The sequence below is a fragment of the Pseudomonas sp. JZ114 genome (assembly GCF_051027705.1).
Taxonomy (GTDB): domain Bacteria; phylum Pseudomonadota; class Gammaproteobacteria; order Pseudomonadales; family Pseudomonadaceae; genus Chryseomonas; species Chryseomonas luteola.
Genome location: NZ_CP069257.1, coordinates 266555 through 282687, shown reverse-complemented (window position 1 = coordinate 282687; position 16133 = coordinate 266555). Strand labels below are relative to the sequence as shown.

Sequence of the window (16133 nt, the reverse complement as noted above, 5' to 3'; positions counted from 1 at the left end):
AGTTAGCCAAGACCTCTAGTTAGGGGCGAACAAACTCAGCGACTCCAAGAGGCAAGCAGATTGCTCCTTGGAGTACGTTAGATGTCGGCTCAATGCGTGCGTTTAGATTGGGTGGAAGGTAGAAAGATCGTAAGAATGCCCAAGAGCGGCATGAATGAGCACAGCGTGTAGACGTACTCGATACCACGCAGGTCCGCCAGATGGCCCAGCGCTGCGGCTGCAATACCACTAAAGCCGAACATAAGCCCAAAGAATACACCGGCGATCATGCCTACGTTGCCGGGCACCAGCTCCTGGGCATAGACCACAATGGCAGAAAAGGCCGACGCCAGGATAAATCCAATAATCACGCTCAACACGCTGGTCCAGAAGAGATCAACGTACGGCATGGCCAACGTAAACGGCGCGGCCCCCAAAATGGAAAACCAGATTACCGCCTTGCGCCCGATCCTGTCGCCAATGGGACCACCAAAGAATGTACCTGCTGCCACCGCGCCCAGAAACAGGAACAGATGCAGCTGGGAGCTGGCCACCGACAAGTCAAACTTCTCGATTAGATAAAACGTGAAATAGCTGGTGATGCTGGCCATATAGATATACTTGGAGAAAACCAGCAAGGCCAGGACGACCAAGGCTCCCGTGATCTGGCGGCGAGACAGCCCATGCGTAGCTTCACGCCCCTTCTTTTTCCCCGCCGTATTTAAGTGGCCCCGATACCAGAGGCTAAGCCGATATTGCACGCCGATGGCAAAGAGTCCGAACAGGCCGAACCACACGATATGGGATTGACCAAAAGGGATGATGATCGCTGCAGCGAGCAATGGCCCTACGGCGGTTCCTGCGTTGCCTCCTACCTGGAAAGTAGACTGAGCCAGACCAAAGCGGCCACCGGAAGCCAGACGGGCAACTCGCGAGGTTTCAGGGTGAAAGGTGGATGAGCCAACCCCAATCAGCGCCGAGGCTACCAGTATGGTCGAAAAGGTATCGACAAAACCCAGCATCAGGATGCCTATCAGTGTGCAGACAGCACCAGCCGGAAGCAGAAACGGTTTTGGATATCGATCCGTATAGAAACCAATCCATGGTTGCAGCAAAGAGGCTGTGACTTGAAAGGTCAGCGTAATCAGCCCTACCTGGGTAAAGGTCAGACCGTAATTTTCCCTCAGCATTGGATAGATGGACGGAAGAACCGACTGGATAAGGTCATTGATCAGATGCGCGAGCGCGCAAGAGAAAACAATGCTCATCACAAGGGGATTGGCGGCAGAGGCTGAACGGATGGAAGTGTCAGCCTGGGCAGTAGGCACGGACATGAACGGTACTCGTTATACTCATTGTTTGGTACCGTACTGTGCCATTTCGTAAGCATGGTATCTAGATACAATTCGAAACAGTGTGCAGGTCCGGTTGCGGTTTACTTATAAGCAAGGCAAATACGGCACCTTAAAAGCCACATGCTATCCAGTATGAAAGACGACCGGCAGGAAGGCCTCACTGGCACCAGCGAGGCGGATCAATTCAGTACTCAAGGCGTTACCCGGACCAGAGCCACGACGCCGCTCCATCACAGGCACATCAGTTGGGATTGATTGAGGCTACCATCCTGCCGTTTATGAAGGATCACTTTACAAGACGCTGAGCCTCTTTTAGCAGGTCTCACATCAGTGATTTATCGTAAAAAGGGCAAGTAAGGCAAAACTACCCAAGGCCGACATCCCAGCCTGCATCTTCTTCAATATTCTCTGCAACAACCTGCTTTGTATGCGCATGCCACACCTCCTGCAAAGAACGATTACCCATTTCTGAAAGTACTTCTAATAGACAGCCGTAAAACGCTGTATCACGACAGGACCGGCTAAACGGTATAGCTGTTTGTCAGACTGCAACCCTTTTCTAAACCAAGAAATACCGAGCCGATATCAAAGTAGAAGCGTTGCAATAGCACGGGCTATTAGAGGCGAGCTGAAAAATAGCCCGGACGGATATCTGTTCTTAAAGGAATAAGACAATACAACGTCCATCCAGGCTAAAGGCCTAGCTTCAACTTACTAGCAGGACCGCTAGCACGGTAAAGATACTCAATTAGGGGATGAGAAGTTCATCAGATACGGTAAAGGTAAGTAAATAATGGATACAAGGGATTAGGTCAGGATGTAGCTTCCAAGATTCTTGTAAGACAAGCCGCCTTGAATCAACGGCTGAGCAGGAAATGACCTCTTGTGTAAACCTCAAATCGGCCCTTGTACCAGAATGCCCTGTTTGGCCTTGCACAGATCGGATACAAAGTTGATACCCAGCAGGCGCATCAGGATGCGACCCGCCATCCTTAAGTGAATTATTACTCGCGGAGCCTCAAACTATTACTCTGCTGTATCGGGAACCCAATTTCTCAGATGCCGTTATTGAACGACCTACCTTAAAGACAGAACGTTGTGTCCTCTTTAGGATGAGGGATAATCAACAAAGCGTTTGCTCTAGGGCGCCCTAGCGAGGAAAGACGCCGCTGCGATGCTGTAATGGAATATGGCCGCGTTGCTTCTTCCACTCCAAAGCATGTGTTTAAAGCATCATGTGTCCGCACTGTGCCTGCCGGGCACTAAGTTCTATCAGACCGTGGGTCGTAAAGGTAAAACGTACGGCTAGACAGCCTACGTTAATGCAAATGCTGACTATACTCATGGGAGCCACATTCCGCATTAGTAAAACAGGTAGACACCAATGCGCAGAAACAGGGAAGAAATGATTGCCATGCTTGAATCCCGAGTTCATCACGAAGCTCTCTGGTTCAGCCGCATCCCTTTGCTCATTGGCATCGTAGCGGCGGTCGTTGTTTGCTTGGGCTACGCTTCATCTCATTGGACGTTCATGGCAGTTGGGCTTTTTGTCCTGATTATCGGCTTTAGCACCCAGGCGGTGCTCTGGTTTGGCCTGAGAGATTTGAATCGTCGTCGCTAGCACTGTCTGCAAAAGATTTAACGAAAGCCCTAGGCACCTCGGGCTTTCTGTACTTGTATATCGCCACACGGTGCGTCACCGACTTTATTTATGGCTTCCCAAACGTGACATCCAATGTCATCGAATCAGTATGGCGCATCGGATTCTGTCCAGTGGGCAGACGATCATCATCAGGGTGCATGTAAGTCATGCCTGTACCGAGCTTCTCGGTCATGAACTGGCCGCCTTTATTCATGGTTTCTGTCGAACCATCGTAGAAGCCAGCAATGGTCTTGTTACCAGCAGAATCGGCTGTAACGATATTGCTAGGCGCAGCGTCAGCAATACTCTTGTTATCACCAATCTCGAATCCTTTGTTATCCGTGGCATGGATCGAGGCGTTTCGGCCATCGATATCACTGGTATTGATAAAGCCGTTGAAGAATTCCAGCCGGCTGGCATCAGGACGGTAATGTCCGTCTGCATCCGCCTGCTTAAGCAGTCCGGTGGTATCGTTCTCGAATCTCATAACGCCTGTCTGCCCTGGCTCAAGCGTTAGCTCAGCGGTCAACTGTTCGTTCTTATCGAATTGGCCTATTTTGATCGGATGGTCCTGAGTATTGGTTATATTGAATGCACGCGGACCGCTACCGGCAGTGGGCCCGTCACTACTGGCTGGGCTTGCAGACGTTACCTTTTGCGGGTGAGTTTCGGGAGTTACAGCAGGGCCAGAAGCTACAGAAGGTTGTTCCGGACTACCAGCCGCTGGTGCGGTGGCTTTTCCTACCTCCCTACCCTTACTTTGGCCCTGAGAGGATGCTCCCGTGTCGTTCTGGTTTTGCTGTAACCGTTGCGCAATCATCTGAAGGATTTGCTGCACCAGGTCACGCACCAATGCCATCAAATCTTCTTCGCTAGCTCCCTTGGCGCCACCTGGGGAATGACCAGCCCCAGCCTTGCCGAACGTAATTTCCCTTCCCTGGCTGGCAAGCTCAGAAGGCGAACCGAAATTAACCTGTCCGCCGTATGGCTGAGCCAGGCCACCGTTGAGCCCAGGCGTTGGGCCATAATCATTGCTGCCAAGGCTAAAACCTGGCTCAGCGGGCCCAAGCACTTTTACTGACATATCAGCCTCCACAGAACAAATAGGGTATTGCCTGTGTGGTCAATTTAAGTTTCGGGTTCCTACTTAATCATCTTGACAGCTTTGGCAGTACGCGAACTGGAGAGGAGAAACGCTAACCGCTCACGGTGCAGCCAGCGTTTTTCTCCCTTGTACTACAACTGCCTTTGCTTGAGATCTGAAAACGAAGCCTTGAAGCCCAGAATGAAATCCACCGCTAGAAACACAAGCAGGCTGGCGCCTAATACAGGCAGACAGATCCCCAGTACTGTCGAGATCACAATCGCCAGGATTCGTTGAACCAGGCCCAGTTCACGCCATGCATCGATAAGACTCGGTTGAGGAGCATCATTAAAGGTCGGACGCCGACGCCACCAGAGCAGGTATCCCCAAACCACCATGACCACAAGGCCACCCGCAAATCCAATCAACAACAGCTGATTGGCAAGGCCGAAAAGTACCCCCATATGCGCATCTATACCCCACCGGGTCAGTTTGGCTGGCAGAGAATACTGAGCAAACAGGACATGATCCACCACCGCCAAGGAGCCGGGATCGATAGCAACCGCATCCACATGAGTAGGCCAGCGACGGTCGATTTCATTAACCGTCCAGGCTTTTCCCGGCCGCATGGCAGGTTTGATTTCCACCTTTGCCGCGTCAATGTGCTGGGTACGTGCAGCGGCCATCACGTGATCAAACACGTCGGGATCAACCGCTTCCATCTTCGGCATGTTATCCATGTGCATATGATGTTCGGCATGCTCATCCATGGGCATCTTCATGGTGGTTGAGCTACCCAGCTCCGTCGAAACAACAGGCGTCGACCATCCATAATATGCACGCAGAATGCCGATATTGCTCCCTGCATACTGTGACCATGTCAGCCCCGTGGCCGAAAAGAACAGCAGCCCTGCCAGCAGCCATACCCCTGTGGACCCATGCAGAGAGCGTAGACCCGCCGGCGTCTTACCACGCGTACGACTCCGTCGTGACGCCCATAACACCAAGCCGCCCAAGGTGGCGACCCATAGCCAGGATGCCGCCAGCTCACTATAGATTCGCCCCACATCACCCAACAGAAGGCCCCGGTGAAACTGATCCAGCCAGGTGCGTAATGGCAGGACACCACTCGTCCCGTATACCTTCATATCGCCTTTGATCTCACCGGTCACCGGGTCGATAAAGATGGCACGGCTCTCTGAAGCGCCCAGGCCCGGCGCGTTGAACATCACCCGGGTAGTATCACCGGCTGCAGGCGCAGGGCGTACGGCAGTGATGCGAGAGGACGGATCTACCGCTGCCTGGGCCGCACGCACTTGGGCGGCAAGGCTGAGAGGAGCGCCCTGGCTATCCGTATGCAGGGCATCGGCATAAAGGTAGTCCTCAAGCTGAGGGGTTAAAGCGTAGACAATACCGCTCAGCGCCGCCACGAGAAGAAAAGGACCAACAAAAAGCCCGATATAGAAGTGCAATCGTCTGAGTAATTGGATAAACGCGCCCGGTCTATTCTGGACCGACGCTGGCGAAGAACCTGACATGAGAATTCACCACGGCTAAGCACGACGACAACACATGGCTGCCGCCAACTAAGGGTTAGTAAGTAAATGCCGCCAGTGGCTGTCAGGGCGCGCGGGGATTGAGGCAGGGAAATGCGTCACGGGGAGGTCGTCGACAACCGGCGTCCAGATGATACAGGCGTTGCCGTTTATGACGCAGCAGCCAGCTCAGCGCCGTGAAAACCATGAGCGCCAGTGGAAGCGTACCAGCGAAGGCGCAATCGCTCATGGCAAGCTGCTTGATAGCTGAATCATGAGATGAGTCAACCATGGGCATACTGCCCTGGTGCGTATCAGGCGCGGCGGTCATAGCATGGTGATGTACGTGATGGTCCATCACCACCGTTGTTTCGTGGGGCGACGGGAGACGGTATGTCTGGCCATGCATGATGCCGTGACCAAAACTGCAGGCGAGACCATTGAGCAGGACGGCGGCAACCAGCATCCAGGCAAGAGAAGTAAAATGGGCTCGAACTGACTTCATACCAACCAATTTAGCACTGATGGCAGGCACAGGCCAGATGCGGGATTTGTTGTCGAGCGGTGGATATACACGTAAACGCCGGGCTGCAGCCACATGGCGCAACACCGGCTTTTGAGAGGTCAGGCCTGTCTGGGCTGCCCATTGGAGGCTGAGAGCCCACCATCGACAGGAAGATTCACGCCGTTCACGAAACGGGCATCATGACTGGCCAGGAACGCAATGACATCAGCGACTTCTTCAGCCTCGGCTGGTCTACCCAGCGGAATCCGCTCCCTGAAGCTGGCCATAAGCGACTCATTGCCAAGCATATCTTCTGTCAATTCGCTTTTAGTGAGGCTGGGGCAAACGGCATTGACCCTGACGCCTTCTTCACCAAAGTCCATTGCCAAGGCGCGGGTGAAATTGGTTACTGCCCCTTTGGCCGCGTTGTAAATACTCATCCCCCAGTCACCGCCCAAGCCTGAGACCGAGGAGACATTGACGATGCAGCCCTTCTGCTTGATCAGTTCAGGCAAGGCGCTTCGGCTACAATAAAACACACCGTCCAGATCGGTGGACATGACCTTGCGCCAGTCGTCGACATCAGCCTCGGTAATCTTGCCCTGGGCCACCGTACCCGCATTGTTCACCAGCACATCCAGGCGGCCATACTTCTGGATGACATCCGCGATCAGCTGCTCTACTTGAATCCGGTCCGAGACATCAGCGGTCTTGATGTAGCTGCTATCCGCTGGAAGCGTACGCGCCACGTGCTCAAGCTTTTCGGTCGTTCTGCCCACCAGCACGACCTTAGCGCCCTCTTCCGCAAATCGTTTGGCAGTTGCTTCACCAATACCCGATCCTGCCCCTGTCACGAGCACCACCTTGTTAGTAAAACGAGTCATGTCAGCCTCTCTGGATCATGGAAGGTATGCACCAGTAGAACCGCAGCAGCAAACCCAAGTTCATCAGGAGGTGCATTGCAGAGCCAAGCGATCGCTAGTTAGAAAGTACATTCTGGCGAGGGCACGCATACCACTTTACAAGCGATGCTTATCGAGAACACAACGAATGAAACACAAGCGGCCCGCTAGTGCTTCGAGAGTCACTTAGACGTCGTCTATGCAAACCTTCATTAATTTGACTGAATATTGGTTTCTCAATGCTATGTCGTTCACTTGATCGCTTGGGCGGTTCAATGCCGCGATTACATGTAGCGCCGACAACGCCTCTACTCGAAACGGCATGCAATAAATTACACAACGAAAACAAATTTTGAATCGCTTTAAAAGCATTTAAATTTTTCACAGAATTCAAGGATTGCTATTCGTTCCGCTTGCTCACGACCCTTAAAACTTTCATTAGGTACAGCCTTGTCTGCATATCGTACGACTGCAGAAAACCTCGGGCAAATCGGCCATATCAGGCTACGTTCAGTTATTAACGCAGAGACGAATAGAAGTCCAAATAGAAGTCCAAACCGCCTAATTTCCTGACACTTTGTACGTGAAAGATCTAATCCAGTGTTTATCGCACTTTGGCAACGAACGAGTTGTAACATTTTGACTCTGACCTGTATTGCTCAATTAGGTGGACTTATAACAATGCGGGCTTCAGGTTTGTTCGTAGCTGCTTTAGGCATATTCGCCAGCCAATACAGCGCTGCTTCGACGTTGTCTCAGGAATCTTACGGCACCACGCGAGATGGCCATTCTGTAACGCGCTACACCATGACTAACGACAAAGGCGTAAGCGTCTCTTTTTTAAGTTTTGGTGGTGTTATTACGGAGATCATTACGCCTGACCGACACGGCAAACGCGCCAACATTGTGCTGGGGTACGATGATCTGCATGGTTACGAAGTCGTGGATGCTCGTGAAGGCATCCACTTTGGCGCTCTGATTGGCCGCTACGCCAATCGCATCGCCAAAGGGCAGTTCACACTTGACGGAAAAAACTATCAGCTCGAACGAAATGATGGTCCTAATACGCTGCACAGCGGTAGCAAGGGCTATGACAAGCGCATCTGGCAGGTCACGCCATTGGTGACTGAAGGCCCTGTGGTCAAGGCTGCCCTGAAGCTAAACAGCCCAGAGGGCGATCAGGGGTTTCCAGGCAACCTCCAGCTAACCGTTACCTACAGCCTTTCTGACGACAACACATTTCGTATTGACTATCAGGCCCAGACGAATAAGAGCACGGTCATCAACCTGACCAACCACAGTTACTTCAATCTGGCCGGACCTGACAGTACTCATGGAGTCCTGGATCAGGTGGTGCAGATAAATGCCGATCATTATCTTCCCACCGATGCTCAGTCGATCCCTACCGGTACCCTGCAACCGGTGGAAAACAGTGTTTTTGACTTTCGAAGGCCTAAAGCCATTGGCAAAGACATTCGCGCCAACGACCCACAGCTGCTTTATGCCCATGGCTTTGACCACAACTGGGTATTGAACAAAGGCGCTGATCCAAAGGCGTTACAAGATGCGGCCAAGGTCGTTGATCATGGAACGGGTCGCACACTTGAGTGCCTGACTACAGAACCCGGCTTGCAGTTTTATACCAGTAATGCTCTCAAGGGGAACGTAACGGGCGCAGGCGGCAAGGTATATCGGCAGACTGAAGCGTTTGCCTTTGAAACCCAGCATTATCCAAACAGCCCGAACCAACCGGACTTTCCTAGTACGGTATTAAAACCTAGGGAGGTATTTAATAGCACGACCGTATTCCGTTTCGGTATTCAATAACGCCTTTGATAGTTCACTAAAGGATCCGCGCGTTTTTACAAAGAGAGAAACAGTTGATGAGCACTTTATCGACAAGGTCTGGATTGAGAACTTTCACTGCGGTTATCGCCGTTATATTCGCGGTAATTTTAGTGATTGGAGGGGCCTGGCTTGCAGTATTAGGCGGCTCGTATTATTACGTGATCAGCGGTATTGCTCTGCTGATCAGCGCTATTCTGCTCGCGCGTCGCTCTACCGCCGCGATCTGGCTTTATGCGGTACTGATGCTCGTGACGCTCGTATGGGGCCTCTGGGAAGCAGGCACCGATTTCTGGGCTCTCGTACCACGCCTGAATATTCTCGGTCTGTTGGGCATCTGGCTGTTGATTCCCGGAGTAACGCGTGGCATTGGCGCAGGTCTTAGAGCCAGCAAAACCTTTTTATCTGCAACGCTGGTGCTGTCCATTGCCGTACTGGTGTATTCGATCTTCAATGATCCGCAGGAGATCAATGGCAGCCTGGCGTCTACCCAACCTGCCCAGGCTCAGCCGGTAGAGGGTATCAGCCCGGCGGACTGGCCTGCCTACGGCAGGACCCAAAGCGGTACGCGCTACTCGCCGCTGAATCAGGTCAACGAGAACAACGTCAAAGACCTGCAGGTCGCTTGGACATTTCGTAGTGGCGAGTCCAGAACCGAGAACGATTCGGGGGAAACCACTAACGAACTGACCCCAATCAAGATTGGCGATAACATGTATATCTGCACCACGCACCAGATATTGGTAGCGCTGGACCCGGCTACAGGCAAGGAAAAATGGAGGTTCGATCCCAAGCTTAAATCGGAACCCTCCTACCAGCACCTGACCTGCCGTGGGGTATCCTATTACGATCAAGCCAACACCACGGAGTTTGCAGCCAGCCTCGCCGGTAAACCCCAGGCTCAAACCAGCTGCCCACGCAAGGTCTTCCTGCCCGTCAATGATGGCCGTCTCTTTGCCATCAACGCAGACAATGGCCAACCATGTAGCGAATTTGCCAACAATGGCGAGCTGGATCTTAAGGAGATGCATCCTTATACCTATCCAGGTGGTTTACAGCCCACCTCACCGCCGGTTGTAACGGGCACTACAGTAATCATTGGTGGCTCAGTTACTGACAACTTCTCTATCCATGAGCCATCAGGCGCCATCCGGGGTTATGACGTCAATACCGGCGCGTTGCAGTGGATATTCGATACGGGTGCAGAAGATCCCAATGCGATCCCGACTGACGGCAAGACCCTGGTTAACAACTCACCCAACGCCTGGGCACCCTTGGCCTATGATGCCGCTGCAGATGTAGTCTATGTACCGACAGGTAACGCCACGCCTGATATCTGGGGCGGCCACCGTACGCCGCTTATGGAGCGCTATGCCAGTGCCATCGTTGCGCTGAACGGCTCGACCGGTAAACTGGTCTGGTCTTATCAGACTACCCACCATGACCTCTGGGACATGGATGTACCTTCCCAGCCTACTCTTGCTGATGTAAAGACAGAATCTGGCGACACGGTTCCTGCTGTTTACGTACCGACCAAGGCGGGTAATCTGTTCGTACTGGATCGTCGTGACGGCAAGCCCATTGTGCCCATTACGGAGGTGCCGGTACCACAGGGCGCCGCAGAAGGCGATTGGGTAAGCCCGACGCAGCCTCGCTCCGCCTTGAACCTGACCCCCATCCAGACACTGACTGACAAGAACATGTGGGGCGCCACCATGTTCGATCAGCTGATGTGCCGCGTGATCTTCAAGCGCCTGAGCTATAAGGGTCAATACACGCCACCGTCCGAACAGGGCACGATTGTTTTCCCCGGTAACCTTGGCGTCTTTGAATGGGGTGGCATTTCCGTCAACTCCGATCGCCAAATAGCGTTAATGAATCCTATGGCGCTGCCCTTTGTGTCAAAGCTGATTCCGCGCGGCCCGGGTAATCCCATGTGGCCAGAAGAAGGCGCCAAAGGGACCGGCACCGAAACGGGCATTCAGCCTCAATATGGTGTGCCGTTTGGTGTAGAGATAAATGCGTTCCTGTCACCGCTGGGCCTTCCGTGCAAGCAGCCGGCCTGGGGCTATGTCGCCGGGGTCGATATGAAAACCCACGAAGTAGTTTGGCGTAAGCGAATCGGTACGATTCGGGACAGTCTGCAGGGGCTTCAACTGCCACCGTTGAAAATTGGTGTCCCCATGCTAGGAGGCCCGATCTCGACAGCAGGTAACCTGATGTTTATTGCCGGTACTCAGGACAACTATATCCGCGCCTATAACGTGACCAATGGCGACAAGGTATGGGAGGCACGTCTACCGGCTGGTGGCCAGGCCACACCCATGACCTACGAAGCCAACGGCAAGCAGTACGTTGTCATCATGGCGGGCGGGCACGGCTCCTTTGGCACCAAAATGGGTGATTATCTGATTGCATACGCCCTTCCCGATACGAAGTAAAATTCGTAATCAGAGCTGACCTCTACGCGAAGCCCGGAAATCTCATCCGGGCTTCGCTGTTTCTGCATTATGCCTAGGAATTGGCCTGCCAAAATAAACGTCGTTGTTGGCAGAGTTCATTGCCGCTGCGTTATGCTTGGCAATACAGCTTTCGGGCAGATGAGACCTGTCTCACTTGCTGCATCACTATTACAACAAGAGCCCCCAACCGATGCGAGCACTCTTCAAATACTGCGCCGCCATCCTGGCCTTTGGCGTTCTGGCAGGCCCTATACAGGCTGCAGACAAGGTTATTTTCGATACCGACTTCAATGTACTCAATGATGACGGTCAGGCATTCATCATGCTGGCGCAACTGCATGCGCAAAAACGGATCGAGCTGTTGGGCATGACGTTGGTGAGCGGCAATGCCTGGGTGGATCAAGAGCAGGTAGACGCCCTCAAGGCCGTCGAGCGTATGGGCGTGGAAAAGGAGGTCGGCGTTTATTCTGGCGCAGCCTACCCGCTTCTACATGACCTCTCGACGTACCCGCAAGAACAGGCGCTGTTTGGCGCAGGATGGCCTGGCGCCTTCAAAGGTCCACGACCGACTTCAGCCGATGCGCTCATCGCGCCTCCGGATGGCCGCGCCACCCATACGACGGTACGCCCTGAATCAGCGACCCAGTTCATTATCGACAGCATCAAGCAGCACCCCCATGAAGTCACAATTCTGGCTGTCGGCCCGCTGACTAACCTTGCCCTGGCCATCCGCAGCGCACCTGAGATCGTGCCGCTGATCAAGCGGATCGTGTACATGGGCGGCGCCATCGAGATTCCAGGCAATACCACGCCCGCAGCAGAATTCAACTGGTGGTTCGACCCGGAGGCTGCACGGATCGTTTTACGCTCGCCGATAGAGCATGTGATCTTTCCCAACGACGTCTGCGAAAAGGTCATCTTCAACGCAGGCGTCTACAAGCGCATCGTGGCCGCTGAAGGGGTTATCCCTGATCTGTACAAGACAGTCCTGGGCCCTGAGTTCGACAAGGACCCTGCCTACCAGAGTTTTACCTGGGACAGTCTGCCGGCGCTCTTCCTGGTGCACCCGGAACTGGTAACCGAATCGAAAGACCTTTGGGTTGACGTTGATACCCACTTTGGCCCGAACTACGGCAGGTCACTGGGCTACCACAAGAATCCCCCATTAGGCACCCAGAAAGCCAAGGTGGTATTTGGTATCGATCAACAAGCCTTTTGGAATGATTATGTAAAGCTGGTTACGTTGCCTGCCCCAGTCAAACGACCATGAAGTGGTGCCTAGGGTTGCCAGCTGTATTGTTGCAACCCTGTCCTTGCCTCCACACAGGTCTGCGCTGCTGGCACATCCTCCGCAGCCAGAAATTCTAAATAAAAACTTAGCGGATAGTGTTAGATCCCTTGCTGCTTTAACCAGGCCCCCGCGGTACCAGGGAAGTTGCGTATCTACAAATCATGCTAGTGAGTCATAAGCAGATCACCCTGCGCGGGGCGGCCTAAATAAAACCCTTGTGCCTGATGGCAATTAAGCCGAGTCAATAATTCAAGCTGTTCCTGGGTTTCAACGCCTTCAGCCGTAACAGTGAGCGATAAAGCACGACCCAAACCAATAATGGCTTCGATGATCGCCTCGCCACTAGACGAGCCATCCAACGCGGCAATAAAGCTACGGTCGATCTTGATGCCGTCGAAGGGATAAGTATGGACATAGCTTAATGACGAGTAGCCGGTGCCAAAATCATCCATGGCTAGCCTAACGCCTAGCTCCTTGAGTGCTCGCATAATAGCCAAAGCATCGTTGGTGTTATCAAGCATAACGCTTTCGGTAATCTCAAGCTCCAGGCGCTCAGGCGCAAGCCCGGTTTCCTCTAGAACCGCGTGTATGCGAGCTACCAAGTCACTGCGCTTGAATTCTATCGGTGAAAGATTGACCGAGACAAAGGCCGAGTCCTGCCACCGCGTAGCCTCTAGGCACGCCCTGCGTAATACCCAGTCACTCAATGGCACGATTAGGCCGGTTTCTTCCGCAATGGAAATAAAATGGTCAGGGCTTAAATAGCCGCGTAGAGGATGCTGCCACCGTACCAAGGCTTCGGCCCCTGTTAGATGACCGCCTCGTATCTTATAACGGGGCTGAAACTCCAAGCGCAATTCGTCTCGACGTAAGGCTAGTCTAAGATCCGTCTCGAGTTGCCGCCGAACCAGAAGACGACTACTCATCCGTGAGGTGTAAAACTGCCACGTGTTCCGGCCTGACGCTTTGGCTTCGTAAAGCGCTATATCGGCAAAACGCAAGAGATCGTCAGCCTGACAGCTATCCTCCGGCGCCGAAACGATCCCCATGCTGCATCCTACACTCACCTCATGCTTATTGATCAACACAGGCTTTCGCAGGCTATTAAGGAGTCGCTCGCAGAGTTTTTCAATAAAAGCCCGGTTTGGCAGACCGCTGGCTACAATGACGAACTCATCGCCCCCAATACGGGAGACAAGATCATCCTCACGCATACATTGTTTCAGCCGGTGAGAAACCTCAACCAACATCTGATCACCAGCCGCGTGCCCAAGGGTATCGTTTATGGGTTTGAAACCATCCAGATCAAGGTACAGGAGCCAAAGCGGATTCTCCGCGGTAGGCTTGGCCTCCAACCTCGCCTTGAGAAAGCGATACATCATACGCCGGTTGGCCAGGCCCGTCAGAGCGTCCTCCTGAGCATCTCTTAATCGCGCTTTTTCCTGGAGTTTGCGCGGCGTAATATCCTGTACAAAGGCGCTGAAGATCGTACGGCTGTCAATTTGGATCGCCGTGATGCGTGTCTCGACGGGAATCAGCATCCCATCCTTACGCAACGCCGAATGTTCGACAACCTTGCCCACATTGTTACTTTCTCCTGTGGCGAGGAAGCCTTTCAAATCGTCACGATAAGCCTGACGCATCATCGGCGGAATAATCAAATCCTCTATAGACGCGCCTATTGCTTCTTCTCGACTCCAGAGAAAGATCTCTTCGGCTTTGCGATTCCAGGCGGTAACAGCCCCCCTTTCATCCGTACAGATGTACCCGTCACTGGTATTTTCCAGGATGGCACTCAGTTCGGCCTCACGCTTATGCAGCGTTTGAATGTGCTCTTGCGCCTCTTTGGTTAGCGAGTCTTTCCTGGCAAGGAGAACCTCCTTATCGACCAGCATTTTCTGCAGCTGCCCGTTCAGACCTTGGAGCATGTCTTTCATGCGCATATCAAGAAGCGCCCGGCCAAACTTTCGGGCTGAATCTATTTCAGCCTTTGACCAGGGCTTGGCTTGGTAGCGAACCGTTTCTTTCCAGTCTTCAAATGACTTTCGCGGCGTCAACTGCCCAGGAGTAGAACCTGGCTCAACTGGCTTATGGGGATTACCTGCCCAATTAATGGTTTCAAGATACTCGGCCCTGAACCATAGCAATACAAACGGAGGACTGTGCGAGATTACAACCGCCAGTAAGCCGCTGGCCTGGGTGGCATACACCTTTGCAGGCTCATAATGATCTACAAGTCTTTTGGTCGCAAAGGTAGTCGGCATGGATGGCTCCAGAAGCCACTCTATCAATGCTCGGGCCTGCTCCTCAGATGGCGTACTGCCCAGTAGGGTAAGCTTACCGTGAAGAAGCAGTGCTGCACCCTCTGCGTGAACAAGGTGCTGAACATCCTTCAAATAGCGCCGAATACTTTCTTCAACAGCAGACAACCCTGTCAGCCTATTGAGTAACTCTTCACGAGCAAAAGCCAATTGCTGCGCCTGATTGTTAATCGCTTTTTCCAAATGCGCCTTAATCGATTGGCCCAGCGTCTGCCCTAATAGTTTACAGGTCTCGCGCATATCATAAGAGACCCGTTTGGGAGAGGTATGATGGCAGGAGACAAGTCCCCATAGTTGCCCATCCACGACTATCGAGACGGACATAGAGGCTGTAACGTTCAGGTTTTTAAGATATTGAACATGAATGGGCGAAACGCTGCGCAAGCTGCATCCGCTCATGTCCAATGGCTGACCTGTAATGGGGTTCAATACCGGAATGAGCGGAGCAGGTGTATACCCAGCATCCGCTATTGTTCTGATGGGATTCCGAAGATAAAGCGCTCGCGCCTGCCTGGGAATGTCGGAGGCGGGATAATGATGATTGAGGAGCGCGTCAAGACTATCGATCTTGTCTTCAGATGCGACAAGCCCAGTCCCATCCTCTAGAAACCGATAAATCATTACCCGATCAAACCCGGTCAGGCGGCGAAACTCCTCACTTGCACTCTTAAGCAGAGCGTGCAGACTGGTTGTGGCACTCCAAATTGTAAGAACCCGATGGATCTCGCCGACCCTCTGCGCCGCAGTGATTTGATGCTCTGAGGAAGGCTCCAGCTCTAGAAACAACACACCATTGCAAATATGTGCTGTTAGATCTACAGGTATACCAAGGTTGCCTGCCGGCGACAACGAGCCTAAATATAAAGGTTCAGTCATATCAGGCTCGAGCGTCAGAAGAGACGTCGCGGCCTCGGCCCCAAAAATCGTATCGACTGGCTGCCCCAGCAAGTCAGTAGGGTTTCGTGTTAAAAACCGCACAGTATCACCGGCAACTTGTTGAATAGTCTGGGTATCAGGGTCAATAGCAAGCAATATACCGTGTGGCTGAATCGATCCGGGAATATGAATCGGTTCCCTGTCACACTGCGCAAGATCAAGAGGCTGGGTCGTTTGATCCATAATTAAAAGGTACGCCTGAAGGTCAGTATGCGGGTAGAGCAACAACCGCTCCACGATAGGCTACGGCTTGGCTTGTTATAGGTCTGAGCCAAT

At 52.8% G+C, this 16133-nt stretch carries 10 protein-coding genes; 4 read left to right on the top strand and 6 right to left on the bottom strand.

The window, feature by feature from the left end; translation table 11 throughout:
• Window positions 1–89: 89 nt before the first annotated feature.
• Window positions 90–1313: an MFS transporter gene (locus JQR90_RS20770; protein WP_407363858.1), complete on the bottom strand. Its 1224-nt coding sequence runs from the start codon at window positions 1311–1313 to the stop codon at window positions 90–92.
• A gap of 1405 nt (window positions 1314–2718) precedes the next feature.
• Here JQR90_RS20770 and JQR90_RS20765 point away from each other — a divergent pair.
• Entirely contained in the window at window positions 2719–2955 is a 237-nt protein-coding gene (locus JQR90_RS20765; protein ID WP_010799101.1) for a hypothetical protein, read from the top strand.
• A gap of 88 nt (window positions 2956–3043) precedes the next feature.
• On the opposite strand, the gene JQR90_RS20760 is transcribed toward JQR90_RS20765, so the two are convergent.
• The 4 genes from JQR90_RS20760 to JQR90_RS20745 all read right to left on the bottom strand — a co-directional run bounded on the left by JQR90_RS20760 (window position 3044) and on the right by JQR90_RS20745 (window position 6984).
• Window positions 3044–4060, bottom strand: coding sequence for a hypothetical protein (locus JQR90_RS20760; protein ID WP_434140994.1), 1017 nt, complete (start codon window positions 4058–4060; stop codon window positions 3044–3046).
• A gap of 152 nt (window positions 4061–4212) precedes the next feature.
• Complete coding sequence (locus JQR90_RS20755; protein ID WP_286788450.1) at window positions 4213–5598, bottom strand: PepSY-associated TM helix domain-containing protein; 1386 nt, start codon at window positions 5596–5598, stop codon at window positions 4213–4215.
• 82 nt (window positions 5599–5680) lie between these two features.
• Entirely contained in the window at window positions 5681–6100 is a 420-nt protein-coding gene (locus JQR90_RS20750) for a DUF2946 domain-containing protein (protein WP_286788449.1), read from the bottom strand.
• 119 nt (window positions 6101–6219) lie between these two features.
• On the bottom strand, window positions 6220–6984 hold the full coding sequence (locus JQR90_RS20745; protein WP_010799097.1) for an SDR family NAD(P)-dependent oxidoreductase: 765 nt from the start codon (window positions 6982–6984) through the stop codon (window positions 6220–6222).
• A gap of 699 nt (window positions 6985–7683) precedes the next feature.
• Between JQR90_RS20745 and JQR90_RS20740 the strand changes: the two genes are divergently transcribed.
• The 3 genes from JQR90_RS20740 to JQR90_RS20730 all read left to right on the top strand — a co-directional run bounded on the left by JQR90_RS20740 (window position 7684) and on the right by JQR90_RS20730 (window position 12579).
• Window positions 7684–8829 (top strand): aldose epimerase family protein, encoded by a 1146-nt coding sequence (locus JQR90_RS20740; RefSeq protein WP_434140991.1) that lies wholly within the window; start codon window positions 7684–7686, stop codon window positions 8827–8829.
• Window positions 8830–8885: 56 nt separating this feature from the next.
• The gene (locus tag JQR90_RS20735) at window positions 8886–11288 is read left to right on the top strand and encodes a glucose/quinate/shikimate family membrane-bound PQQ-dependent dehydrogenase (RefSeq protein ID WP_010799095.1); all 2403 of its coding nucleotides are present in this window, start codon (window positions 8886–8888) and stop codon (window positions 11286–11288) included.
• A 211-nt stretch (window positions 11289–11499) separates the two neighbouring features.
• Window positions 11500–12579: a nucleoside hydrolase gene (locus tag JQR90_RS20730; RefSeq protein WP_010799094.1), complete on the top strand. Its 1080-nt coding sequence runs from the start codon at window positions 11500–11502 to the stop codon at window positions 12577–12579.
• Window positions 12580–12764: 185 nt separating this feature from the next.
• Here the strand turns inward: JQR90_RS20730 and JQR90_RS20725 are convergent, their stop codons facing one another.
• Window positions 12765–16040 carry a bifunctional diguanylate cyclase/phosphodiesterase gene (locus JQR90_RS20725; RefSeq protein ID WP_051370269.1) on the bottom strand — a complete coding sequence of 1092 codons (3276 nt, stop codon included), beginning with the start codon at window positions 16038–16040 and terminating at the stop codon, window positions 12765–12767.
• Window positions 16041–16133 lie beyond the last annotated feature (93 nt).